Raw genomic sequence first — 21,805 nt, forward strand, 5'->3', positions numbered from 1 at the left:
TGCCAAGTCTGCGATTTACGGACAAAAGCGATGCAATCCCGCGCTCCATCCAGTCGTCCTTGACCTTCATTTTGTCCTGAAACACGGCACCACAAAATAGTAAGGCGCGAAACAGCCCCCTCGGATCGCTTCACCCGCCGAATCCCGCAGGTTTCACGCCTGCTCCCCTCTACGCCGTCAGATATCGGTGATATCAGCCAGGCCCGGCCTATTTGATGCGATTCCAGGTCTGTTTCTTGCAAATCGGGCCGATGCAGCCGGACACTTTCAGAACATCGCCCTTCAACGACATTTTCGAGCTGTAAATCTTGTCGGTCGAGGGTTGCCAGATCTTGCCCTTCTTGTAGCTGCCGCGACCTTGGGATTTCATGTCCCAGACCAGTTTTTTGCCGATATTGTCGGACGCATATTCGCCGCTGTCATTGAACGTGCGCGAAATCACACCGCAAAGGCTGTCGCCGCAGGTCGACATCGTGACATGCGCGTACGCGCCGTCATCGACCTGGGTTTTCCAGATCCCTTCGACCGGATCGGCCAACGCTGCACCGGTACCCGCCAGGCCTAGCATTGCGGCCAAAAACAACTTCTTCATGGATTTTCCTCCCTCTAATGGCGCAATCCTGACCCGGAGCGGCGATTCCGATCAAGCCTGACATAGGGGCAAGTTGCAATTTCGGCAGCTCCGTGCAAAAGACCGCCCAACCGACGAAGCGAAAGGCTGTTTCATGATCCTCTACCCGGCAATCGACCTCAAAGACGGCAACGCCGTGCGGCTTTACAAAGGCGAGATGGATCAGGCGACTGTATTCAACGACAACCCCGCCGCGCAGGCGATGGAATTCGTCAATGCGGGCTGCGAATGGCTGCATCTGGTCGATCTCAACGGTGCGTTTGCCGGTGAACCGGTTAACGCCGCCCCGGTCGAAGAAATCCTGGCTCAGACCAAGACCCCCGCGCAGTTGGGCGGTGGCATCCGCGACATGGCGACCATTGAACGCTGGCTGTCCAAAGGACTGGCCCGGGTCATTCTGGGCACTGTAGCGGTGGAGAACCCAGACCTAGTACGTCAGGCGGCCCGCGCCTTCCCCGGCAAGGTTGCAGTCGGCATCGATGCGCGCAATGGCCGGGTAGCGACCAAAGGCTGGGCCGAGGAAACCGATGTAATGGTCACCGATCTGGCGCGGTCGTTCGAAGACGCCGGTGTCGCCGCGATCATCTATACCGACATCAACCGCGATGGCGCGATGCAGGGGCCCAATGTCGAAGCCACCGCGGCGCTGGCCAACGCTGTGTCGATCCCGGTGATTGCGTCGGGCGGCGTCAGTTCGCTGGACGACCTGCGGGCGCTCAAAAATTGTGGTGCGCCGCTCAATGGTGCCATTTCGGGCCGCGCCCTTTACGATGGGGCCATTGATTTGAAAGATGCGCTGTCCTTGCTGCGCGACTGATGTGGCGCTGGCGATACATCGTCGTTCTGATCGGTCTCGTCATTTGTTTCAGCCCGGGTTTGGGCGTCCTTTGGTCCGGCTGGTTCGCAGACCGCCATGATTGCGTCCTTCACGAGGGCTTCAGCAATCCTTGCATCGTGGATGGCGAAGATTGGGGCGAAACGCTCTATAGTGCGTTTGTTCTCGGTTGGCTGATGCTGGCAACCCTGCCATTGGCTGCAGTCCTTACTCTCATTCTGATCGCAATGATCGGTTTCGACCTGATCCGGAAATGGGTTCGGCGCTAGCGCGACAATATAACAATTGCACATGCTTTCAGCCCGTGATTGTCTTTCGGGGCAACATGATCGGAACCGTCCCATGACTAAGGTCGAAAAATCCGTCCTGCCCGCCAAATCCGCGCTTTGGGCGTTACACCGAACGGGTGACTTCGTTGATTGCTATAGCTGCGACAGCGCCTTGCCCCCCAAGACCGCAGCCGAACGTGCGATGCAAATACCCAATTGGGCGTCGCTGTTGATGCGTCTGCGCAATGCGGTCGTTGTGCCGCTGGGGCTTAAGTCCGAATCCGATGCAGGCCCGGTTGCACCGACCGTCTTTCCGATCACACTGGAAACCGAAGACGAGGTTCTGTTCGGCTTCGACGACCGGCATCTGAATTTCCGTATCGCCATGCTACGCGACAAGGACAGGATATTCATGTCCACCTGGGTGCATCCGCACAATTTTCTGGGTCGGGTCTACCTCGTCCTTGTGATGCCGTTCCATGTCTTGATTGTGCGCAATGCGATGCGGCGGCTGGCCTCGGGTTGATCTGCGGCATCGGGCGATTGCATCGCGCCCCGGCGGGGATTATGGAAAGGGCGTCAATCAAAGGACGCGCCATGCTGAAAACCCGCATCATTCCCTGTCTCGACGTGGCCGATGGCCGCGTCGTCAAAGGCGTGAATTTCGTCGATCTGGTCGATGCCGGCGATCCGGTGGAATCGGCCCGCGCCTATGATGCCGCCGGGGCGGATGAGCTGTGCTTTCTCGACATCCACGCCACCCACGAAAACCGGGGCACCATGTTCGATGTGGTGCAACGCACTGCTGAACAATGCTATATCCCGTTGACCGTGGGCGGCGGTGTCCGCACCGTGCAGGATGTGCGTAATCTGCTGCTGGCCGGGGCCGACAAGGTCAGCTTCAATTCTGCCGCCGTGGCCAATCCCGATGTGGTGGCCGAAGCGGCCGATCAATTCGGCAGCCAATGTATCGTGGTCGCCATCGACGCCAAAACCGTGGAAACCGATGCTGATGGCAATGGCGTCAAATGGGAAATCTTTACCCATGGCGGTCGCAAATCCACCGGCATCGACGCGGTGGAATTCGCGCGTCTGGTTGCAGAAAAGGGCGCCGGTGAAATCCTGCTGACCAGCATGGACCGAGACGGCACCCGGGCCGGGTTCAATTTGCCGCTGACCAAGGCGATTTCTGACACGGTCGACATTCCCGTCATCGCGTCCGGCGGCGTCGGCACGCTGGACCATCTGGTCGAAGGCGTTACCAAGGGCGGTGCCAGCGCCGTTCTGGCGGCCTCGATCTTTCATTTCGGCGATTACACCATCCGCGAAGCCAAGGATCACATGGCCGCTGCGGGCATTCCGATGAGGATCGAATGACACTCGACGATCTAGCCAAAACCATCGCCTCCCGCGCCAATGCCGATCCTGACAGCAGCTGGACCGCAAAACTGTTGGCCAAGGGCCCTGAAAAATGCGCCGAAAAGTTCGGCGAAGAAGCCGTCGAGGCAATCATCGAGGCCGTCAAGGGTGACCGCGAGAAACTGGCCTCCGAAGCCGCCGACGTGCTGTTTCACCTGCTGGTCATGCTGCAATCGCGCGACGTACCGCTGGCGGATGTATTAGCCGAACTGGCCCGCCGTCAGGGCACGTCTGGTATCGCTGAAAAGGCATCTCGCAAGGGCTGAGAGAAAACCGTTTCCGCCTCAAGCCGCGAGATAGGCGTCGCGTATCTCGGGATGGGCGCTGAGGTCACCCAGGGTGCCAAAATACACCTGCGCCCCTCCTTCGATGATCACCGCCAGATCAGCGACGGCTTGTGCAAAATGCAGGTTCTGTTCCGACAACAATATGGTCAGGCCCTCTGACTTCAGCTGCCTGATTACATGCGCCATCTGTTCGACGATTACCGGAGCGACGCCTTCGCTGGGTTCGTCCAGCAGGACAAAGCGCGGATTGCCCATCAGCGTGCGGGCAATCGTTAGCATCTGTTGTTCGCCCCCCGAAAGGGCTTTACCCCGGTTGTTGCGGCGTTCGGCCAGATTCGGGAACAGATCAAACAACATGTCCTCGGTCCATGTCACCGCCCCGTCACGCGGCGGTTGCAGCCCGACCATCAGGTTTTCCGACACCGTCAGGTCGGAAAAGATCCGGCGCTCTTCGGGCACATAACCCAGCCCCAGCTTGGCGATTTTATGCGGCGGCAACCCGATCAGTTGCTGGCCTTGGAACAACACACTGCCCGAGGCCGGGCGTACCAGTTGAATGATGGATTTCATCGTGGTGGATTTGCCCGCGCCATTGCGCCCAAGCAACGCCACCACCGTCCCATGCGGCACCGCAAAGCTGAGATCGCGCAGCACATGCGCCTTGCCATAGAAACTGTTGATTTTTTCAACCTCAAGCATCACTGCGCTCCTTCCGGGGCAAACGCGGTCCCGCCACCGAGATAGACTTGCTGAACCATCTGATTGTTGCGGATCTGTTCGGCATTGCCTTCAGCGATCAATTCGCCCCGGTTCAGCACCAAGATCCGGTGCGAATGAGCAAAGACAACATCCATGTCATGTTCAGTGAACAGCACACTCACCCCGCGATCACGCACGACGTCGGCGGTCAGCTGCATCAGCGCCACCCGTTCCTTTGGGGCCATGCCCGCCGTGGGTTCATCCATCAACAGAAGTTTTGGGTCATGAGCCAGCGCAATCGCCAGCTCCATCCGTTTCAAATCACCATAGGCCAGAACGGCAGAATGGCGTTCCGCCTGATCGCCCATCCCAACCATATCAAGAAGCGCCAGCGCCTCGTCGCGGTACAGCCGCGTCGCATAAGGCAAGAAGCGGAAAATGTCGCTATTATGGGACATCAACGCCATCTGTACATTTTCGATCACCGTCATCGAAGTATAGGTGGCGGTGATCTGAAACGTGCGCCCCACCCCTTTGCGCCAGATCTGTCGCGGCTTCAGCCCGGTGATCCGTTCACCCTCCAGATACACGTCGCCCGACGTCACAGGCAATTGTCCCATCAGCATGTTGAAACATGTGCTTTTCCCGGCGCCATTCGGACCGATGAGCGCCAGTAATTCGCCCTTGTGCAGCTCGAAAGAAACATCGTTGACGGCGACAACCCCGTCAAAGTTCTTGGTCAGGCCCCGGGTTTCCAGAATGGCGGTCATTCGTTACCTCCTGGTTTCAGAAACCCGACCCGACGGGCCGCTTTGCGCAGCGATCCAACGATTCCATCCGGGGCAAGAATGACCACGAAAATGATCAACAACCCCATGATCAGCCGCCAATATTCAAACCGGGTCAGCACGTCCTCGATCCCTTTGAACGCCCCTGCACCGACCACGCCACCGGACAGAGTTTTTACTCCGCCAAGGAAGACAACGATCAATGCGTCGAAACTGCGCGCGATTTCCAACTCGTTCGGAAACACGCTGCCCTTTGAAAACACGAACAACGCCCCGGCCAGCCCCCCCATCATCCCGGCAAAGCCAAAGGCGAGCAGCTGAACCTTTTTTGTGTTGATACCGGTGGCTTCGGCCTGGCGTTGACTGTCACGTGCGGCGCGCAGCGCATAACCAAACGGCGAATGCGCCACATGCCGCATCACCAGAATACCACCCACGGCAAAGAACAGGGCGAAATAAAAATAGATCGTGGTGTCCTTCAACCATTCTGCCGGCCAGATATTGATCAACCCGTCATCGCCCCCCGTTACAGCCCCCCATTGAAAAACAAGGCTCCATAAAAGCTGAGCAAAGGCCAGTGTCAGCATAGCAAAATAGACCCCTGTCAGCCGCAGACAGACCCAACCGATAGCCAAAGCGGCCAGACCCGCCCCGATCGGCGCGAGGATAAAGGCCAGCTCCATCGGGGTGCTGGCATGGGTCACCAGCAACGCCGCGACATAAGCCCCGCCGCCGTAATAGGCAGCATGGCCGAAACTGACCATTCCGCCCAATCCCAGCAGGAAATGCAGCGATGCGGCAAACAGGCAGAAAATCAGTATGTCTGTCGCCAGCACCTGTGCAAAGGACGACCCGTAAAGCGGCAACAGCGCCAACACCGCGATCCCGGCCATCACCGCCAGTCGGACCTTTCCCGAAGCGGGTTTGATCGGGCGTTCCGGTTCCCCGGCCTGACCATGTTCCCCGGCAACTTCTTCGCGGCCAAACAATCCGTAGGGCCGGATCATCAGAACCACGATCATCACCACGAACATCAGCACCAGCGTCGATTGCGGCATATAGGCGACACCGAAAACGTTCAGCACCGAAATAATGATCGCCGCCAGATAAGCGCCGGGCAGCGATCCCATGCCGCCAATGACGACCACGACGAACAGCGGCGGCAGTATGTTGAAATCCATCAACAGATCGGCACCGCCTTTGGGCAGTTGCAGCGCCCCGCCCAATCCGGCCAGCGCCGCCCCCAGCGCAAAGACGCCGGTGAATAACCAGGCTTGATTAACCCCCAATGCGCCAACCATTTCACGGTCCTGCGTCGCCGCGCGAACCAGAACCCCCACCCGCGTGCGGGCGATCAGGTACCACAATGCCACTGCGACAAGCGGGGTGATCACCAACAATGCGATGTCATATTTCGGGATCGGTTCGCCCATGATCCGGACCACTCCGCGCAACCCCGGCGCGCGCGGCCCCAACAAATCCTCGGCCCCCCATATGATCAGCGCCAGATCCTGAACCACCAGAATGACGCCGAAGGTCGCAACCAGCTGAAACAATTCAGGGGCACGATAGACCGGCCGCAAAACCAACATTTCGATTGCGACACCGACCGCGCCGACAATCACGCCCGCCAGCAAAATGGCCCCCCAGAACCCGATCATCCCAGGCAACACCTGCATCAGGGAATACCCGACATAGGCCCCCAGCATATACAGGCTGCCATGGGCGAAATTCACGATCCGTGTGACACCAAAAATCAGCGACAAACCGCACGCCACAAGAAACAGCGAACTTGCATTGGCCAGACCAGTCAGAATCTGGGCGACGAAAAGTTCCATCAGTGCATCCTAAGTCTATGCGAGACCGGCCCCCCGAACCGCGTTCCGGGGGTCGGAGACCAGATCATTCGGCAGGGCGCAGCTTTCGAACGTCTTCGTCCGACGGCAGATAGTCCGCTCCGGTCTTATAGGACCAATTAACCATGACGCCTTTGCCGTCCCTCAGGGCGGTGGTGCCGACATAGGCTCCTGCCGTCGACTGGTTGTCGATCGAACGGTAAGAGATGTCGCCCAGCGGAGTCGCAACCTGCAGATCCTCGAACGCCGCCTGAATCGCATCGCTATCGGTCGATCCGGCCTTCGTCAGGGCGGCCGCAATAGATTGGACCGCCATATAGCCGACCAGTGACCCTACCCGCGGATAATCGTCCCAACGCGCCTGATAAGCAGCAACGAAATCCCCGCCGGGTCCATCCTTCAGATCGTACCAGGGATAGCCGGTCACGATCCACCCTTCGGGGGCTTCATCGCCCAGCGGGTCGAGATATTCCGGCTCACCCGACAGCAGGCCAAAAACCTGACGCCCTTCAAACAGGCCGCGATCGGTGCCCTGACGCACGAATTTGGCCAGATCAGTCCCAAAGGTCACGTTGTAAATCGCATCGGGCTTGGCCCGTTCCAACGCCTGCACTTCGGCACCTGCGTCGATCTTGAACACGCCGGGCCACTGTTCGGCAACAAATTCAACATCAGGTTTCAGGCGCAGCAGATTTTCCTTGAACGCGGCAACCGCATCTTTGCCATAGGCGTAATTCGGCGCGATAGTGGCAAATTTCTTGGCATCCGTGTTGGCTGCAGCTTCGGCCAGCATCGCCGCCTGCATATAGGTCGAGGCGCGCAGGCGGAACGTGTATTTGTTACCTGCCCCCCAGACCAGACTGTCGGCCAAGGGTTCCGAGGCCAGATAGACATAGCCCTTTTCGCCCGCAAAGGACGAAATCGCCAAACCGACATTGGACAGGATGGTTCCCGTCAGCATCACCGCCCCTTCCCGGGTCATCAGTTCCTCGGCGATCTTGATCGCCTCGCCCGGTTCTCCCTGGTCATCGCGGAAGATGAATTCCAGCGGTTTGCCCAGCACGCCACCAGCGGCGTTGATCTCTTCCAGGGCCAGTTCGATACCCTGCTTATAGGGCCCGGCAAAGGCGGCCATACGTTTATAGTGGTTGATTTCGCCGATTTTTATCGTGTCTTGCGCCGATGCGACCACAGGCATTGCCGCCAATGTAGCGGTGGCGATCATCGCCTTGAGAAAAGTTGAGCGTTTCATATCTTCCTCTCTTTTGTCCGGTCTGTTTTTGTCGATTTTTCTATAAAGACAAGGCGGACCGGATCGCCGAGGTCTTCTACCGTTTCTGCCGCGACTGAATCGCAAATGCGTTTGCGACATACGTTTGGTCCGTTGTCGATGGCAATTCTGATCGGTCGACGCTGCGGACGCTCTTTTCTTCTTGAACCGCTTCCAAAATTTCTCCGTCGTCGGCAAAGCTAAAATTAAACAGCGCGTCCATCTGCTCCGGCGGCGCCTCATCCCGCGGTGCCATTCTGCGCAGGTTCATCCAGTGGTCGATAATATACTCTTCGATGACCGACGCCACGAAGTGAACTGCAAAAATGCGCCTACCGCGATCACGCTCCTCTTCAGGGCAATTCAGGTCTGTATCGATTCTACCGAAATCAATCACAGCCGTCGATGGCAGATGCAGGTTGCGGGGGGGGGGGGCAGTAATCGACATTGCCCGAAAACCTGCCACATTTCTGGACGCCTCCAATGTGGACAGCCCTTCGCCGAACGGGCCACTACACACAGATTGCGCAAGGATTACAGCTTGGAGGAAATCACCCCGGTCGCAAATCCGCCCATGCGCAATTCGCCATAGAGACGTTGATATTCGATCTTGGGACAGCGATTCATGATCACATCGACGCCACGCGCGCGCGCCGTTTCCGCCGCTTGCGCATGCTCCACGCCAATCTGCATCCAGATCGTCTTGAGGTTGGGAAAACACTCCAGCGCTTCGTCGACGATGGGCGGCACGTGATCGGAACGACGGAAGATATCAATCATATCGACCGGCTTGTCGATATCACGCAAGGAGGCCTGCACCGTTCTGCCGAAAAGCATCTTGCCGGCATGGCCGGGATTGACCGGCACCACGTCAAAGCCCTTCAACGACAGATACCGCGCCACGTAATAGGACGGACGTACCGGGTTCATAGAAACGCCCACCACGGCAACACGTTTGCTGCAGTTCAGTACCTTTTTCAGGAAATCATCGGTATATTCTTCGCTCATCCCCTAGCGATACCCCGAGTGATGATTCAGGGGAAGTCCGTTCCGTCTTAAAAAAGAAAAAGCGCCCAAGTCATCTTGGGCGCCAGTTACGGAACGAGGGACAGTGAATGAGGTCACGAAAGTTCCGATTTCGCGTCTCGTGATTACAAATAGGGTCAAATCCGACAGATAAAAGGGCAGGTAAAGTACCTGTGAAGACGACGTGATTTTTTTCGCTGTTCTTGGCGGCATTCGGCACAAATCCTACAAAATTGAGAAATTTCTTGCCATCATGCTACTATAGGGCGCAAATCCGATCCGGAGTATTCCATGCAGCCAATATTAAAAATGGCCGTAAAAGGCCCTGCCGGCCGGTCCGGCGACCCCAATCCAATCCCGCTCAACGCCAGGCAAATCGCAGTCTATGTCGGCCTTGTCGCCTTTTCTTTGCCAATCATCCTGTACACGGCGGCCTGGCTGGCCCCCTATTGCCGCCCCAGTTCAATCAGCCATTCCTATTACATCCCGTTCTGGGGCAGCTACTTTGTCGGGGCGCTCGGCTTCATCGCGGTATTTTTATTCTGTTATCCTGGTCATACGAAATGGGACAACCGGTTGGCCTCGCTTGGCGCGGTCGGCGCAATGCTGACGGTCATCTTTCCCACCGGCGGGGATGGTTGCGCCGAAAACTATTTCACCGGGCGCAGCCTGATCCGCTATTTCGAAGATACAAGCCTGACTCCGCCCGGGCGCGGTCAGGACATTCTCTATCACTATGATCTGGCCGATCTCTTCGGTTATACCATCACATCACAGACCTTGCATTTCACTGGCGCAGCACTGGTCTTTTCGGTCCTTGCGTATTTCGCGCTATGGGCCTTTCGCCGTGACAATGGCGAAGGTGTGCGGAAGACAGCCAAGGGCGATGTGGAACTGAGCATGCGTAAAATTCAGCGCAACACGATCTACCTGATCTGCGGGTTGACCATCTTGGCATGCATGGCAGCAATCGCCTTCTGGCCAGTTAAAACCAATGACGGTACCACCGCGCTGTTCCCGCCGATTTTTACGCTGGAAAGCATCGCGCTGTTCGCCTTCGGGATTTCCTGGGTTGTGAAAGGCCGATTACTGAAAATCCTGCGGGAAACCGGCTGATCGCACCGGAGTGCGTCTAGCCCCGAACCGCGTAAAGCGCCACTGCGGCGGCGTTGGATACGTTCAGCGACCCGAAGTTACGGGCGAAATCAATCCGCACCAGCTTGTCGCAGGTTTCCTTGGTCTTTTGCCGCAGTCCCGGCCCTTCGGCCCCCAGCACCAGTGCGATGGGCCGATCCCGGGCTCCCTCAACCGCCGCGTCGATCGTCACCTCGGCCTCGCCATCAAGCCCCAGAATCAAATATCCCATCGACCGCAGTTCTTCCATCGCCTCGGCCAGGTTCTTGACCCGCAGATAGGGTTGGCGTTCCAGGGCCCCGCTGGCAGTCTTGGCCAACGCCCCGGTTTCCGGCGCACTGTGATGGCGCGGGCCTATCACTGCCGACGCTCCGAAGACTTCGGCCGACCGCAGAATGGCGCCGACATTATGCGGATCGGTCACCCGGTCCAACAACACCACACGCGGCACCAGACCGGGCTGTCCGGCGCAAACCTGATTTAACCGGCCCCAATCAAGTGGCTTGACCTCCAGCGCGGCGCCCTGATGTACAGATTGCGGATCAATCGGCGCGGAAAATTTGCGCGGATCGACGATTTCCGGCTCAATCCCTGCCTCGACAATGGCCTCGGCCAACTTGTCATGGGCATTCTTGGTCACGATCAGGCGCAGCTTTTCCCGGGCCGGATTCATCAACGCATCGCGCACCGCATGCAGCCCGAATAGCCACACCGTTTCTGCTGCGGAGGCCCGTTTTGCCTGTTCTTTTGCGACCACCCATTTTGGCTTCTTCATGACCCGATCCTTTCCCCGGAAACGTGCCCGCGTTAATGCGCCGTGACATCGCCGCCTGCAAGGGATTTTCTGGTTGACGCCCGTTTCAGACCACAGTAATCAGCCCCTCACCAGACGGCAGTGCCGTCGGAAGTGGGCGACAGGCCGCAAGGTGTGGCAGGGGACTGTAACTCCCTCGCGGAGACGCACGCCTGGTTCGATTCCAGGGTCGCCCACCATTCTTCCTCTAAGTCTTTGATCTTCCATAGATCGCTGATTTAGTTGGGTTTTTTCCATCCCCCTTGGTCACAATTTTGGTATACACAGGGGTATGCGAAAGATGGCCGAGACACATCATTTACAGAAGCGCGGGCAGACCTGGCACTTTTGCCGCCGGGTGCCCACTGCGCTTGTTCCTGTCGTGGGCAAGACCTTCGTCAAGAAAAGCCTGGGGACTTCTGACCTCAAAGAGGCGAAAATTCTTCGCAACGCGCTAAACGTGCAGATCGACGCCGAATTCGCAGCGGCTGAGGCTCAAGGCGATGGTGCTCCCCCGCCTGCCCCCGTATCGCTGGCGATGCTGACGGAGCATCTGCGACAGCACATCGCCGGGCTGGACCAGCGGAGCGCTGCACGGCTGGTCAGTGATCCGCCTGAGACCGAGACCGAAAAAGCCGAGATGAAGCAGGATGCGGAAATCGGCCTGGGCGTCCTGAAAAACCGTGACGACCCGCGCGGCGACGAATGGGTGGCGTCCGTCTTCGACAAGGTGACGGCCCAGGCCGGGGCCAGCCTCTCCGACAAGGAAGTGGTCAGCGGCTTCGCTGAGATCGTACGCCGGGGCTTGATGGAGCTGCAGCACCGCAAGCTGGACCGTCTCCAGGACGATCACGGCGCGGGGCCGCACGATCCGCTCTTTGACGCCAAGAAGCCCCCGGCCATGACCTTTGGCGATTTGTGCGATGTGTACTGGAATGTCCGCTCTGCCGAACTCGCCGCGAACCAGACCAACGAGAAGCGCGGAGACCGAATTGCCGGGGAGATCGCCCTGCTTCGTGAAGCGCTGGGCAAGGATACCCCGCTCACCGAAATCACCTATGACCGCATACAGGAATTCCGTGCGCTCATAGCGAGGGTGCCGACGAACAGGAACAAGATTTTTCCCGGCCTCACCCTCCAACAGCAAATTGCCCGCGCTGAGAAGGCGGGCAAGAACACTCTGTCGATCCAGAGCCAACGCCTCTACCTGCGCTGCCTTCACGATGTGCTCGAAGCTGGCCGGGTGCGGAACTTCATGCCGAACAACCCGGCGACGGGCGTCAAACCGCTGCAGAAAGAGAAAGAGACCGACGCGGAGAAGCGCCTGCCCTGGGAGATAGACCAGGTACGAGGGTTCTTTGAAGGCAAATTCTACAATCTCTGCGCCTCTGACCTCGCCAGCTACACCAAGAAGGATCGGGCCTGGCGGTTCTGGATGCCGCTCTTGATGCTCTATAGCGGTGCCCGTCCGAACGAGATCGCCCAGCTTCACTGCGACGATGTACGTCAGACCGACGCGGGCATTTGGTATTTCAGCCTGAGCGATGAAGACGGCAAGACGCTGAAAACAGGGTCCAGCCGCCGCCGGGTGCCCCTGCATCCTGAGCTAATCAAGATTGGCTTCCTCGAATTCGTGGAGGCGCGGCGCAAGAAGAACGGGGCGAAAGAGCCGCGCATCTTCTCCGAACTGAAACCAGACAAATATGGTTCTCTCGCCGCCTATGCCTCGAAGCGCATCCGCGACACGTTCATCCCCGAGGAAATCACCCTCAAGGATAAGCAGACCTTCTATTCGCTCAGGCACAACGTGCGGGACGCCCTGCGACGGGTGAAGGCCCCGGCAGATACCCTGCTGGCCGTCTGCGGCTGGTCTCCTGCTGGCAAGGCTGTGTCCGATGATTACGGCGACGGGGGCAACCCTGACCTCCACGCGGAGTATGTGGAGGCGATCACCTATCCGGGCCTCGACCTGTCGTTTCTCTACGGGAAAGGAAGCAAGATATGACCAAGCCAAAGCAACCATCTGAACTGTTAAGCGCAGCAACAAAATTGGGAGAGCATTATGCGAGACAGCATTTTGCCAACCATTTGTCCGCCGCAGCCGGTTCTCTATTGGACGAGATTGCAAAAGCCGAAAAGGAGTTTGAAGGGTTCTCTTTGTCCAGTGCTGAAATGGAGAAGGCTCGGGCGCATTTGAAAGCGACGTTTCGAAATGAATGGGAGAGACTATATGACCACGCCGTATCAGGTATTGATCCGTAATATTGCGCTAACTTTCGCAACCCTGTCCGCATCGACTTCATTGGGCCAAGCTGATGTTCTGCAACTTGAAGAGCGCGCGCTCATTGTTTGCGAGTCGATAGGCGAAGCTAAAAGAACCCAGAGAATAACAGAGGCAACAGGGCAGCTTCCTGGTTATGGTCAGCATCGCTGCTGGAAAGTCAGCCCGCCAGCAGAAGTGCTTGTCATTGAGAGAATAGGAACATTCACTTCAATCGTTTATAGGAACCGGATTTACAAAGAGTGGTCGCCAACAACTCCGGCTTGGCTACCTCAAACGTGGCTGGATGGAAGCACAGGTGTGATTTTTCGGGACTAGAAGTGTTGGGGCAGCGCAACTGCCGAGTGTGTGCCGCCCCCATAAATAACTAAGGTGACAACCCCAGATCATGCACAGAATCGTTGATCCGGGCTTCATAGGCAAGAGGAACGACGATGAATTTTCTGAATTCACAAGCGGCCAAGGCCGAGATGAAGAAGGCCGTGAACGTGGGCACCACGTCGGCTAAGACCGCGACCGCGCCCAAGAAGAAGCTGACGAAAGCTGCCCAGGCTAAGGTGCAGAAGGCCAAGGCGGCGAATGAGAAATGGGAACGGCCCAGCCTTGTCGGCATACATCGGATGATGGCAGGCACAGACCTCAAGGCCGGGGTGCTCCTGCACCACATCGTGTTCGAATGGTGTAATCGGAACAAGAAGCTGGAACGCGACGGCAGGGAATGGCTGGCCCATAGCCGGGATGCCTGGGCACAAGCTGCGGGGCTGACGTTCGCTGAATTCAAGAACACCGCCCTGCCAAGGCTAAAGCAGGAGTGCAGCGGTTTCTTAACCATGCGGGCGATGGGCAACGGCTCCGACAAGAAACTGTGGGTGAGCATCAACGACATGGCGATGATGGAGCATTACAACCACGTCACGGGGATGCCGCTCGACATGTACAAGGCCCAGCTAGAGGGCATAGGGCCGGGGTTCCAGAAACCACCGTCCTACGCCTATTCAGCGAGCCTGTGACAGCGGTTCAAAAGTCATTAGGTAATGACGATTGAAACCCCGTGCCGCGTAGGCCCAAAAGTCCGGTTTTATGACGATTATTAATCGTCACGATCTACGGACGATTAGATACTATAAATAGTATCTGTCTTAGAGAGACGCATAAGAGAGAGTTAAGGTCATTACTAAAGTAATGACGCAAAGCACGTCGCTGGCGCTCCGTCTTCGCCAAGGGCTATCGCCTCAATATATCGGGCGAGATATGGGCAGATCGCAGGTATCTCCCCGAAGACCCTCACTCCCCCAATAGCCCCCTCGCTCCCACAGGATTGACGTACAGCCTGGGCCGGAGTAATTGGGAACTGCTGATGCCCGCCGGTCCTACATGATCGGCGCTCGCACTTCGCGGGCGGGCACCATGCAAGCCAAACCATTCAGCTTGCCTTGGTGTGCCCGTGATCCAGACCTATTCCCTCTCTGACTCTCTGCGCGACTCGCTGAACGCCGTCTCTGCGCGTCGGCTACCTGCACCCATCCCGACCCGTCGCACCGACTCAGCGGCCAGCACAACGCCTTGGGGACCCCTGTCCGCACGGGGGGAGGGTGACGCAACTATCGTGGCACGGGGGGGCTACCCAGGAACGCGGAGGTGGGCCGCGTGATCCGTCTCAAGACCAAACCCAAGCGCACACGCATTGACCTGCTGGCGGAGTGGCTGGCGGATACCTTCGTCGTGCCTGCCGGGCCGTCTCGTGGCGAGCCTCTACAACTTCTCGACTTCCAGCGCGCATTCCTGGCGGATCATCTGGAGGACGACGACAACGGCTCCCCGCGCTATCGAACCGTCGCGTTCTCTTGCGCCAGAAAAAACGGGAAGAGCGCGACACTGGCGGGCCTGCTGCTGGGCTATATGTGCGAAAGCTCGCCGCTGTTCATCCCAGGGTTTCGGGCCGCGATCACCGCGCCCAGCGTCCAGCACGCCCAGCTTGTGCCGCAACAGATGATGGACCTCTTGGAGGCTGCGGAATACGACGTCGGGATTTGGTTCGTGAAGTCTCCGCTCCCCGGTGTCCTGCACGGTCCCCAGGGTGGCAAGCTACAATGCCTGAGCGGCCAGCGCACGGCGGGGCACGGCCTCGACCTTGACCTTGCCCTTGTTGATGAGGCTGGTCTGCTTCCGGCTGCGAACGAAAGCCTCCAAAACACGATGGATGCAGTCGCGGCACGGGATGGCCGTGTTCTGGTAGTGGGCACCGCTGGCGACGGTCCTGCTTTTCGTGAAATACTCGACAACCCCGACGCCCGCACGTCCGTGCACCTATACGCCGCCGACCTCTCCGACGATGTGTCCGACCCCGCCACTTGGGCGAAGGCAAACCCCGGCTTAGGCGTCATCAAGAGCGAAGCCTTCATGCGTGACGCGCTGGCCAAGGCCGAGCAATCCGGCTCACTCACCGAATTCCGCGTCTGGCACTGCAACGAACCGCTCAGCCCGTCCCGCCAGCTCCTACTGGAGTACCAGACGCTCCAGGCCGCATACGATGCCACCGCCAGCCTGATCGACGGCGAACCCGTCTTCATCGGTATGGATTTGGGCGGCTCAGCCGCGATGACTGCCGCCGCCATCATCGGGGCCGAAAGCGGCGTGATCCGGCCCTTGGCGGCGTTCCCTGGGGAGGGCTTGGACCTCCTACAGCGTGGGAGGCGTGACGCGGTAGGCGACCTGTACGTGAAGCTCCACGACAGCGGCGAGCTGTTCACCACCAGCGGCCAAGTCACCGATGTCGCCGAATTCTTGGCCCGTCTCCGCGAAGAAGTCGGTGCTCACCCTGTCCTGAGTATCAGCGCCGACCGATTCCGCGACAGCGAGTTTCGGAGCGCAATGGCCCGCGCCAAGATTGATTGGCCCATCGTCACCAGGGGCACCGGCCCGCGTGACGGCGACCAAGACATTCGGGCGACCCGACGTCTTTTCCTCAGCGGCAAGGCCAAGCTGCAACGGTCCATGCTGATCGAAGCCGCCATTGGTGAAGCCGATGTGCGCGTGAGCGCGACAGGGGCCGTCCAGCTCGACAAGAGCCACGCCAATGCCCGGATCGACGCCGCCCAGGCTCTTGTGCTGGCGTGTTCTGCCTTCGTCACCGCCCAGGATGCACCCCAGCCGACATTTGAGGTGCAGCTATGGTAGCACGTCGCCAGAACCGTACCGTGCTCGACACTGCCCAGTGGGCGAAGTCGATCCGCCCCGCGATTGCACATCGCGCGAAATACCGATGCCAAGAGTGCGGCAAATTCGTGGGCCTTCACGGGCATGTCGATCACATCGTGCCCCGTGCTGATTGTGAAGCCGCGATGATCGACCCGCGCGACCCGTCGAACCTCCAGTACCTCTGCCCGAGCTGCCACAACGCTAAATCCGCCCACGAGAAGGCCGCTCGCCAGCCCGACGCTAAGCCGCCTAAGCGGCCCCGCTCGAATGTTCCAGGCCGTGAGGCGTTTCACGCGGCACTAGGAATTGCAGATGATTGCAATGGCACGAGTACAAATCGGGGATTGACACAATGACTGACACCTTCCGCGAAACGATCCTCGAAACCTTCGCCTTGTCCTTGCGAGACGTGACCGGGGGCCAGCCCGTCGAAGACCCGTATCCGCTCAGCTTCTCCGAAGTTGTACGCGGGCCTCTGCGCCTGACCTCGCCCAAGCGCCTCACTGCTGGCGTGGTGCCGGTGAAAGAGACCAAGGCTCTTGGCACCAGCTTTGTCACCTGCCGCTTGGAAGTCTCGATTGATTTCCGTTACCGGGGCCAGCCTGGGGAAGAACCGGCCAAATTCGTTGAAACCATCATCGGCATGGTGCAGCGGCGTATCCTGTCCGACCGCACCTTGAACGGCCTCGCCGTTGACACCGATGAAGGCGGGAACGTCGTCAACATGGACGACCCCGAGGACGCCAGCGCCGAAGGTTCGGTGTTCTTCATCGTGGAGTACCGCCACGACCTCGACGACCCCCGGCACTATCTGGGCCAGCCCCCGGCTGAGGCGGTGGCGACATGAGCGCAGCACACGAAATCGGCCTGAGCGTCAGCTTCGGGAACAAGCGGTATTGGGATGCCTGGGCGGGCCTCGACGCGCTGGCCGATACTCTGGGCCGCAACGTCGATGACCTGGGCCATGTCGTCGCGCGTGAGATGCGCGTGTTCATCAACGAAGAGATGGAAAAGCTCGCCAAGCGGCATTCCGGCACCACCACGACGAACACGGCACTTGCCGCCCGAACCGGGCGGCTTGTCCGTGAGCTGCAGCGTGGGGGCGTCGTGCATGACGCCCAGAAGATCGAAGACGTGTACGGCCAGATCACCTTGCCCAGCGAGTACCGCATTCACGAGTACGGCGGGACGATCCGGCCCAGCGAAGGCAGCTACCTGTTTGTGCCGTTGCCTGCTGCGCTCAAGGCCGATGGCACGCCCAAGAAACTCAACCCGCGCCAGTGGCGGGATACCTTCATCGCTGAGAGCCGCAACGGCAACCTCCTGCTGTTCCGCCGCGTCGGGCGCAAGCTCGAACCCCTCTACGCCCTGAAACCCCAAGTCAAAATCCGGCCCCGCCTGGGGCTGGTGAACCAGATGAAGAAAGGCTTCCCCGAATTCGCGGATCGAATGCTTGAAGCCCTTTTCGACAACCTTACTCGCGACATCAACTGAGGAACTTACAATGTTGAAATCCCAAGAAATCCAACTGGCCCAGAGCAAGCGCCGGGAGCGCATGGCAGAAATCCAGAAGGCCGACGAAATCAACGACGATGGCCGCAACGAACTGCGCAACCTTACCGACGCCTACCAAGGCGCAGAGGTGGAGCTGCGGGCCGCGCTGGTGCTGGAGGATGCCGAACGCGCATCCATCAAGGAACCCGACAACGCCGGCCAGGACTTCGAGCGTGAGTGCCGCCAATTCAGCCTGTCGGGCATGGTGGCGTCGATCACCGAAGGCAAGCCCCTGTCTGGCCGTGAACTCGAAGTCAGCCAAGAGCTGGAGCAACGCAACGGCCCCGGCCAGAAGGGCGGTGTGCTGGTGCCCTGGGAAGCGTTGGAGGTTCGGGCCGATGCCGTGACCGACGCCACGGCGGGCACCTCGCAAGAGTTGGCCAGCCGTCCGACCATGAACGCCCTGCAACGGTTCTTCGAGACCAGCGCCGCCCAGCGGTTCGGTATCCAGGCCCTGCAAGTGACCGGCACGCCCAGCTTCCCCGAAGTGACCGGGGGCGGCTCTCTGTCGTGGGTCGCAGAAGGCAGTGGTGCCGATGCTGCGGCGATCACCACCACGGCGAAGGCACCGACGATCCACACCGCCACCGCCCGCTATGTCGTCACCCGCCAAGCGACCCGTCAGAACGCGGCCCTCGAAAGCATCCTGCGCCGCGATCTGGCAGAGATCATGCGCGAAGGTATCGACAAGGTGGCGTTCCAGGGCACCGGGGCCAGCGAAGACCCGGCGGGGCTGGAAACCGTGTTGACCGGCAGTCGTGCAATCGACGTGTCCGACACCGCGTCCTTCTCCGAATTCCTGCTGCGGGCCACCGAACTGCAGGAGACGGCCAAGCTGGGCGATCCGTCTGGCGTCCGCTTTGCGGGGGCACCCATCGTTCACCAGACCCTTGCAGATACGCTGGTGACGGGCACCGCCGTCTCCGAACTCGACCGCCTCAAGAGCGCCGGGTTCGGGATGCTGTGGAGTCAACAGGTTTCGGCCCGTGGTGCCCGTGACGCCACCGACAAGGGCGCGTCGAACGTCTACCTCAGCGCCGGGAGCGGGTTCGGTTACATGCCCACCTGGGGCGGGGTCGAGATGATCGTTGACCCGTATTCGGAGAGCAAGTCGGGCAAGATCGCGATCACCTGCTTCTCCTTCCTCGACCTGCTGTTCCAGCGCATCGATACGCATTGGCTGAAGCTGGAAAACGTCCAGGACCGCGCCTGATGGAGCAAGCCCGGCTGATCTGGCCCGCCTCTGACCTTGAGGTGCGGCAACAGGGGAAACGCCCGATCATCGCCGGGCGGTTCCCTTACAACTCGCTGGCGGTGCTCTCTGATCGGGGCACCGTCCGCAAGGAAAGCATCATGCCCGGCGCTTTCTCCTACACGCTGGACGACCCCGACCGGGAAGTGAACCTTCTGTTCGGCCACAGCTTCGACCGGCCTCTTGCTTCACGGTCCAGCGGTACGCTGGAGCTGAAAGACAGTGAACGGTTCCTTGAATTCGTCGCCACCATCCCTGAGGGCGCAGACCGCGCATCGCATGTGGTCGATGCCCTGGCGATGATCGGTTCGGGGCTGGCGACAGGTATCAGCCCAGGGTTCCGAGTGCCGCCGTCCGATGTGGTGCCGGGGGCGGAAAAGCTGGTGCCTGAGCCGGGAAACCCCGCTGTGAAAATCCGGCAACTCTGGGCGCTCTTGCTCTTTGAACTGAGCATCGTCACCCGCCCCGCCTACGGCGACAGCGAAGCGGAGTTGCGGGCCTTGTCTCGGGATGCCCTGGCCCACGTTGCCCGCCCGGAAAGGATCATCCTGCCGTGATTACCCTACTCGAAACCACGTTCACCCCCGGCGATGATCCTGCAACCTCGCTCCTGGCGTCCGAAGTTGCCTTCGAAGCGGATGCAACCGAGACCGAGGCCACGGCGATGCTGAGCGCGTCCTGGTCGCAGATCGAAGCCTTCACGGGCCGCACCTACCGCGACACGACCGCCGGAAAGATCATCGTCAAGACCGATGCCCCCATGCAGTACCAATGGCCCAGGTATCCCTTCCCCGATGCTCTGACGGTAGAGGCGTATTCGGGTGGGTTCTGGGCGTCTGCAACGGCCTCTTATGTGGCCGAAGCCGGGTTGATCGACCTCGACCCGTTCACGCTCTACCGGCTGACCCAGACCGGCACCGTAGCTGGGGCACCCGTCACGGCGGGGGTGGAACAGGCCGTCTACAACCTCGCCCTGTACCAGCTCATGCAAGGCCCCAGCCGCCGGGAATACCGCTCCCAAACCTCTGGAGACTTTGCGTTCACCCGTGAAGCGTTGATGCCTGTCTTTCGCGGCTCAGGTGCTGGGGCGCTACTCGCATCGGAGGTGCGCCAATGATCTGGCCGTTCAAGCGTAAATCCGACGACATGGAACAGCGCTCTATGGGCGTCACGCTGGCCTATATGGAGCATCGCCGCCGGGGCCTTCTCACCGATGGGGCCGTGCCCTTGTCTGCTACGGTAGGCACCGCCTTGCACTACTGGACCAGCGGCTTTGCGATGCTCGACCTCGCACCCGTGCCCGTCGATCCTGCCACGCTGGCGGCGATGGGCCGTGACCTTCTCTTGCGGGGGCAGACATGCTGGCACATCCGGGCCGATGGCTCAGACCTCAGGCTAGATCACGTCGCCTATTGGGACGAGTTGGCCGGGGGCAAGTTTCATCTGCACATCGCGCATCCGAACTCGACAGAGACGCGCAAAGCCCTGGCCGATGAGGTGTTGAAGCTCACCATCAACGCAGACCCTGCCACCCCGTGGCAAGGCCGCTCTCCCTGGGCGATGATGGGCCTCAGCCCCGCCTTGATGGCGGAGATCGAACGCGCGGTAAGCAACGCCACGGCGTACACCGGCAAGGGCCTCCTGCCGATGCCCTCGACCATTCCAGAGGAGCAACAGGCCAAGGCCGCGACCGGCCTGCAATCGTCGTCGCTTGCCGTGGTATCCTCGAAAGCTGACTTCGCACACCAGACCGGCGGGCACACTTCCGAATTCCGCCGGGTGGACCTGACCCCGGACCTCCAGAAGGCCGACCTCAACGGCTTCACCACCGACCTGCACCACCGTCTCCTGACGGGATGCGGTATCCCGCCAGCACTGGTGACGGGCAACGGCAATGCCGGGGCCATGCGGGAAGGGTATCGGCTCTTTGCACTGCAAACTATCTTGCCGCTTGCCCGCCAATGCCTGCCCGAACTGACGCGCAAGATTGGCGTCCAGACCGTCAGCATTGACCAGATGATGTCCGCCGATGTGGCGGGCCGTGCCCGTGCCGTAGGTGTTCTTACAGGGGCCGGGGTGCCCCTCGACAAGGCCATGAAGTTGGCGGGGTGGAGTGATGAGTAAGCTATCCGCCCTCGCCACCGCCAAGCGTGCCGCACGCCAGAACCCCGCCTTCAAGCAGGCGATTGTGTACGCCACCGCGACGGATGCCGGGGCACCCGTCTACACGGCAGAGGGTGAGCTGCAGTATGACAAGGCCGACGACACGCTGGGCTATATCGACAAGACCAAGGAAACCGTCCTGACCCTGGCCGCGACCTATCAAGGGTCGCACCTCGTTACCGTTCTGAGTGAGGTTGCCCCGAACGGCGCGGCCCTGATCCTGATCGACAGCACGTTCTATCAAATCGTGTCGGTGCATTCGTCCAACGTCCTGGCAACGATGGTGACGTATGATTGCCGTGCTCTCGACGCCACCGACGCCCCGACGATCCGAAACGCTTGAAGTGCCC

General features: G+C 59.8%; 27 protein-coding genes and 1 tRNA gene. 20 read left to right on the top strand and 8 right to left on the bottom strand.

Going from position 1 to position 21,805, the window contains the following annotated elements:
* Positions 1 to 208 precede the first annotated feature (208 nt).
* Entirely contained in the window at positions 209 to 592 is a 384-nt protein-coding gene (locus VOI23_RS06730) for a DUF2147 domain-containing protein (RefSeq protein ID WP_323783382.1), read from the bottom strand.
* Between the two features lie 133 nt (positions 593 to 725).
* Between VOI23_RS06730 and hisA the strand changes: the two genes are divergently transcribed.
* From hisA to VOI23_RS06755, 5 genes are all read left to right on the top strand, one after another.
* Positions 726 to 1,448, top strand: a complete 723-nt coding sequence (hisA, locus tag VOI23_RS06735; RefSeq protein ID WP_323783384.1) for a 1-(5-phosphoribosyl)-5-[(5-phosphoribosylamino)methylideneamino]imidazole-4-carboxamide isomerase — start codon at positions 726 to 728, stop codon at positions 1,446 to 1,448.
* Positions 1,448 to 1,735 carry a hypothetical protein gene (locus VOI23_RS06740; RefSeq protein WP_323783386.1) on the top strand — a complete coding sequence of 96 codons (288 nt, stop codon included), beginning with the start codon at positions 1,448 to 1,450 and terminating at the stop codon, positions 1,733 to 1,735. The genes hisA and VOI23_RS06740 overlap by 1 nt, the downstream gene beginning before the upstream one ends.
* A 73-nt stretch (positions 1,736 to 1,808) precedes the next feature.
* Positions 1,809 to 2,261, top strand: coding sequence for a DUF2867 domain-containing protein (locus VOI23_RS06745; RefSeq protein ID WP_323783388.1), 453 nt, complete (start codon positions 1,809 to 1,811; stop codon positions 2,259 to 2,261).
* Between the two features lie 71 nt (positions 2,262 to 2,332).
* Positions 2,333 to 3,112, top strand: a complete 780-nt coding sequence (gene hisF / locus VOI23_RS06750; RefSeq protein WP_323783390.1) for an imidazole glycerol phosphate synthase subunit HisF — start codon at positions 2,333 to 2,335, stop codon at positions 3,110 to 3,112.
* The gene (locus VOI23_RS06755) at positions 3,109 to 3,420 is read left to right on the top strand and encodes a phosphoribosyl-ATP diphosphatase (RefSeq protein WP_323783392.1); all 312 of its coding nucleotides are present in this window, start codon (positions 3,109 to 3,111) and stop codon (positions 3,418 to 3,420) included. Before hisF ends, VOI23_RS06755 begins: the two co-directional genes overlap by 4 nt.
* Before the next feature lie 18 nt (positions 3,421 to 3,438).
* On the opposite strand, the gene VOI23_RS06760 is transcribed toward VOI23_RS06755, so the two are convergent.
* The 6 genes from VOI23_RS06760 to VOI23_RS06785 form a co-directional block, all read right to left on the bottom strand.
* Positions 3,439 to 4,140 carry an ABC transporter ATP-binding protein gene (locus tag VOI23_RS06760; protein WP_323783394.1) on the bottom strand — a complete coding sequence of 234 codons (702 nt, stop codon included), beginning with the start codon at positions 4,138 to 4,140 and terminating at the stop codon, positions 3,439 to 3,441.
* A complete protein-coding gene (locus tag VOI23_RS06765; RefSeq protein ID WP_323783396.1) occupies positions 4,140 to 4,910 on the bottom strand; it encodes an ABC transporter ATP-binding protein in 771 nt (256 codons plus the stop codon). The genes VOI23_RS06760 and VOI23_RS06765 overlap by 1 nt, the downstream gene beginning before the upstream one ends.
* Positions 4,907 to 6,766: an ABC transporter permease gene (locus VOI23_RS06770; RefSeq protein WP_323783398.1), complete on the bottom strand. Its 1,860-nt coding sequence runs from the start codon at positions 6,764 to 6,766 to the stop codon at positions 4,907 to 4,909. Before VOI23_RS06770 ends, VOI23_RS06765 begins: the two co-directional genes overlap by 4 nt.
* 64 nt (positions 6,767 to 6,830) lie before the next feature.
* Complete coding sequence (locus VOI23_RS06775; protein ID WP_323783399.1) at positions 6,831 to 8,036, bottom strand: ABC transporter substrate-binding protein; 1,206 nt, start codon at positions 8,034 to 8,036, stop codon at positions 6,831 to 6,833.
* 76 nt (positions 8,037 to 8,112) lie between these two features.
* The gene (locus VOI23_RS06780; protein ID WP_323783401.1) at positions 8,113 to 8,502 is read right to left on the bottom strand and encodes a hypothetical protein; all 390 of its coding nucleotides are present in this window, start codon (positions 8,500 to 8,502) and stop codon (positions 8,113 to 8,115) included.
* Between the two features lie 86 nt (positions 8,503 to 8,588).
* The gene (locus VOI23_RS06785; protein ID WP_323783403.1) at positions 8,589 to 9,062 is read right to left on the bottom strand and encodes a CoA-binding protein; all 474 of its coding nucleotides are present in this window, start codon (positions 9,060 to 9,062) and stop codon (positions 8,589 to 8,591) included.
* Positions 9,063 to 9,371: 309 nt separating this feature from the next.
* Between VOI23_RS06785 and VOI23_RS06790 the strand changes: the two genes are divergently transcribed.
* Positions 9,372 to 10,196: a hypothetical protein gene (locus tag VOI23_RS06790; protein WP_323783405.1), complete on the top strand. Its 825-nt coding sequence runs from the start codon at positions 9,372 to 9,374 to the stop codon at positions 10,194 to 10,196.
* Positions 10,197 to 10,212: 16 nt separating this feature from the next.
* On the opposite strand, the gene rlmB is transcribed toward VOI23_RS06790, so the two are convergent.
* Entirely contained in the window at positions 10,213 to 10,989 is a 777-nt protein-coding gene (rlmB, locus tag VOI23_RS06795) for a 23S rRNA (guanosine(2251)-2'-O)-methyltransferase RlmB (protein WP_323783407.1), read from the bottom strand.
* Positions 10,990 to 11,123: 134 nt separating this feature from the next.
* Between rlmB and VOI23_RS06800 the strand changes: the two genes are divergently transcribed.
* The 14 genes from VOI23_RS06800 to VOI23_RS06860 all read left to right on the top strand — a co-directional run bounded on the left by VOI23_RS06800 (position 11,124) and on the right by VOI23_RS06860 (position 21,798).
* Positions 11,124 to 11,207: transfer RNA gene (locus VOI23_RS06800), tRNA-Tyr, on the top strand.
* 101 nt (positions 11,208 to 11,308) lie between these two features.
* Positions 11,309 to 13,012, top strand: coding sequence for a site-specific integrase (locus VOI23_RS06805; RefSeq protein WP_323783409.1), 1,704 nt, complete (start codon positions 11,309 to 11,311; stop codon positions 13,010 to 13,012).
* Positions 13,009 to 13,269, top strand: coding sequence for a hypothetical protein (locus VOI23_RS06810; protein WP_323783411.1), 261 nt, complete (start codon positions 13,009 to 13,011; stop codon positions 13,267 to 13,269). Before VOI23_RS06805 ends, VOI23_RS06810 begins: the two co-directional genes overlap by 4 nt.
* A complete protein-coding gene (locus VOI23_RS06815; protein ID WP_323783413.1) occupies positions 13,238 to 13,606 on the top strand; it encodes a hypothetical protein in 369 nt (122 codons plus the stop codon). Before VOI23_RS06810 ends, VOI23_RS06815 begins: the two co-directional genes overlap by 32 nt.
* Before the next feature lie 116 nt (positions 13,607 to 13,722).
* Positions 13,723 to 14,298, top strand: coding sequence for a hypothetical protein (locus VOI23_RS06820; RefSeq protein ID WP_323783415.1), 576 nt, complete (start codon positions 13,723 to 13,725; stop codon positions 14,296 to 14,298).
* Between the two features lie 628 nt (positions 14,299 to 14,926).
* Positions 14,927 to 16,465 (top strand): terminase TerL endonuclease subunit, encoded by a 1,539-nt coding sequence (locus VOI23_RS06825; RefSeq protein ID WP_323783417.1) that lies wholly within the window; start codon positions 14,927 to 14,929, stop codon positions 16,463 to 16,465.
* Positions 16,459 to 16,842: an HNH endonuclease gene (locus VOI23_RS18560; RefSeq protein WP_416376513.1), complete on the top strand. Its 384-nt coding sequence runs from the start codon at positions 16,459 to 16,461 to the stop codon at positions 16,840 to 16,842. Before VOI23_RS06825 ends, VOI23_RS18560 begins: the two co-directional genes overlap by 7 nt.
* Positions 16,839 to 17,333 (top strand): hypothetical protein, encoded by a 495-nt coding sequence (locus tag VOI23_RS06830; RefSeq protein WP_323783419.1) that lies wholly within the window; start codon positions 16,839 to 16,841, stop codon positions 17,331 to 17,333. Before VOI23_RS18560 ends, VOI23_RS06830 begins: the two co-directional genes overlap by 4 nt.
* On the top strand, positions 17,330 to 17,980 hold the full coding sequence (locus VOI23_RS06835; protein ID WP_323783421.1) for a hypothetical protein: 651 nt from the start codon (positions 17,330 to 17,332) through the stop codon (positions 17,978 to 17,980). Before VOI23_RS06830 ends, VOI23_RS06835 begins: the two co-directional genes overlap by 4 nt.
* 10 nt (positions 17,981 to 17,990) lie before the next feature.
* On the top strand, positions 17,991 to 19,253 hold the full coding sequence (locus VOI23_RS06840; protein ID WP_323783422.1) for a phage major capsid protein: 1,263 nt from the start codon (positions 17,991 to 17,993) through the stop codon (positions 19,251 to 19,253).
* The gene (locus tag VOI23_RS06845; RefSeq protein ID WP_323783424.1) at positions 19,253 to 19,849 is read left to right on the top strand and encodes an HK97 family phage prohead protease; all 597 of its coding nucleotides are present in this window, start codon (positions 19,253 to 19,255) and stop codon (positions 19,847 to 19,849) included. Before VOI23_RS06840 ends, VOI23_RS06845 begins: the two co-directional genes overlap by 1 nt.
* Positions 19,846 to 20,409, top strand: coding sequence for a hypothetical protein (locus tag VOI23_RS06850; RefSeq protein ID WP_323783426.1), 564 nt, complete (start codon positions 19,846 to 19,848; stop codon positions 20,407 to 20,409). Before VOI23_RS06845 ends, VOI23_RS06850 begins: the two co-directional genes overlap by 4 nt.
* Complete coding sequence (locus tag VOI23_RS06855; RefSeq protein WP_323783428.1) at positions 20,406 to 21,416, top strand: hypothetical protein; 1,011 nt, start codon at positions 20,406 to 20,408, stop codon at positions 21,414 to 21,416. The genes VOI23_RS06850 and VOI23_RS06855 overlap by 4 nt, the downstream gene beginning before the upstream one ends.
* Positions 21,409 to 21,798, top strand: coding sequence for a hypothetical protein (locus VOI23_RS06860; RefSeq protein ID WP_323783430.1), 390 nt, complete (start codon positions 21,409 to 21,411; stop codon positions 21,796 to 21,798). The genes VOI23_RS06855 and VOI23_RS06860 overlap by 8 nt, the downstream gene beginning before the upstream one ends.
* Positions 21,799 to 21,805 lie beyond the last annotated feature (7 nt).

This window comes from Thalassovita sp. (assembly GCF_034670005.1).
Classification (GTDB): domain Bacteria; phylum Pseudomonadota; class Alphaproteobacteria; order Rhodobacterales; family Rhodobacteraceae; genus Thalassobius.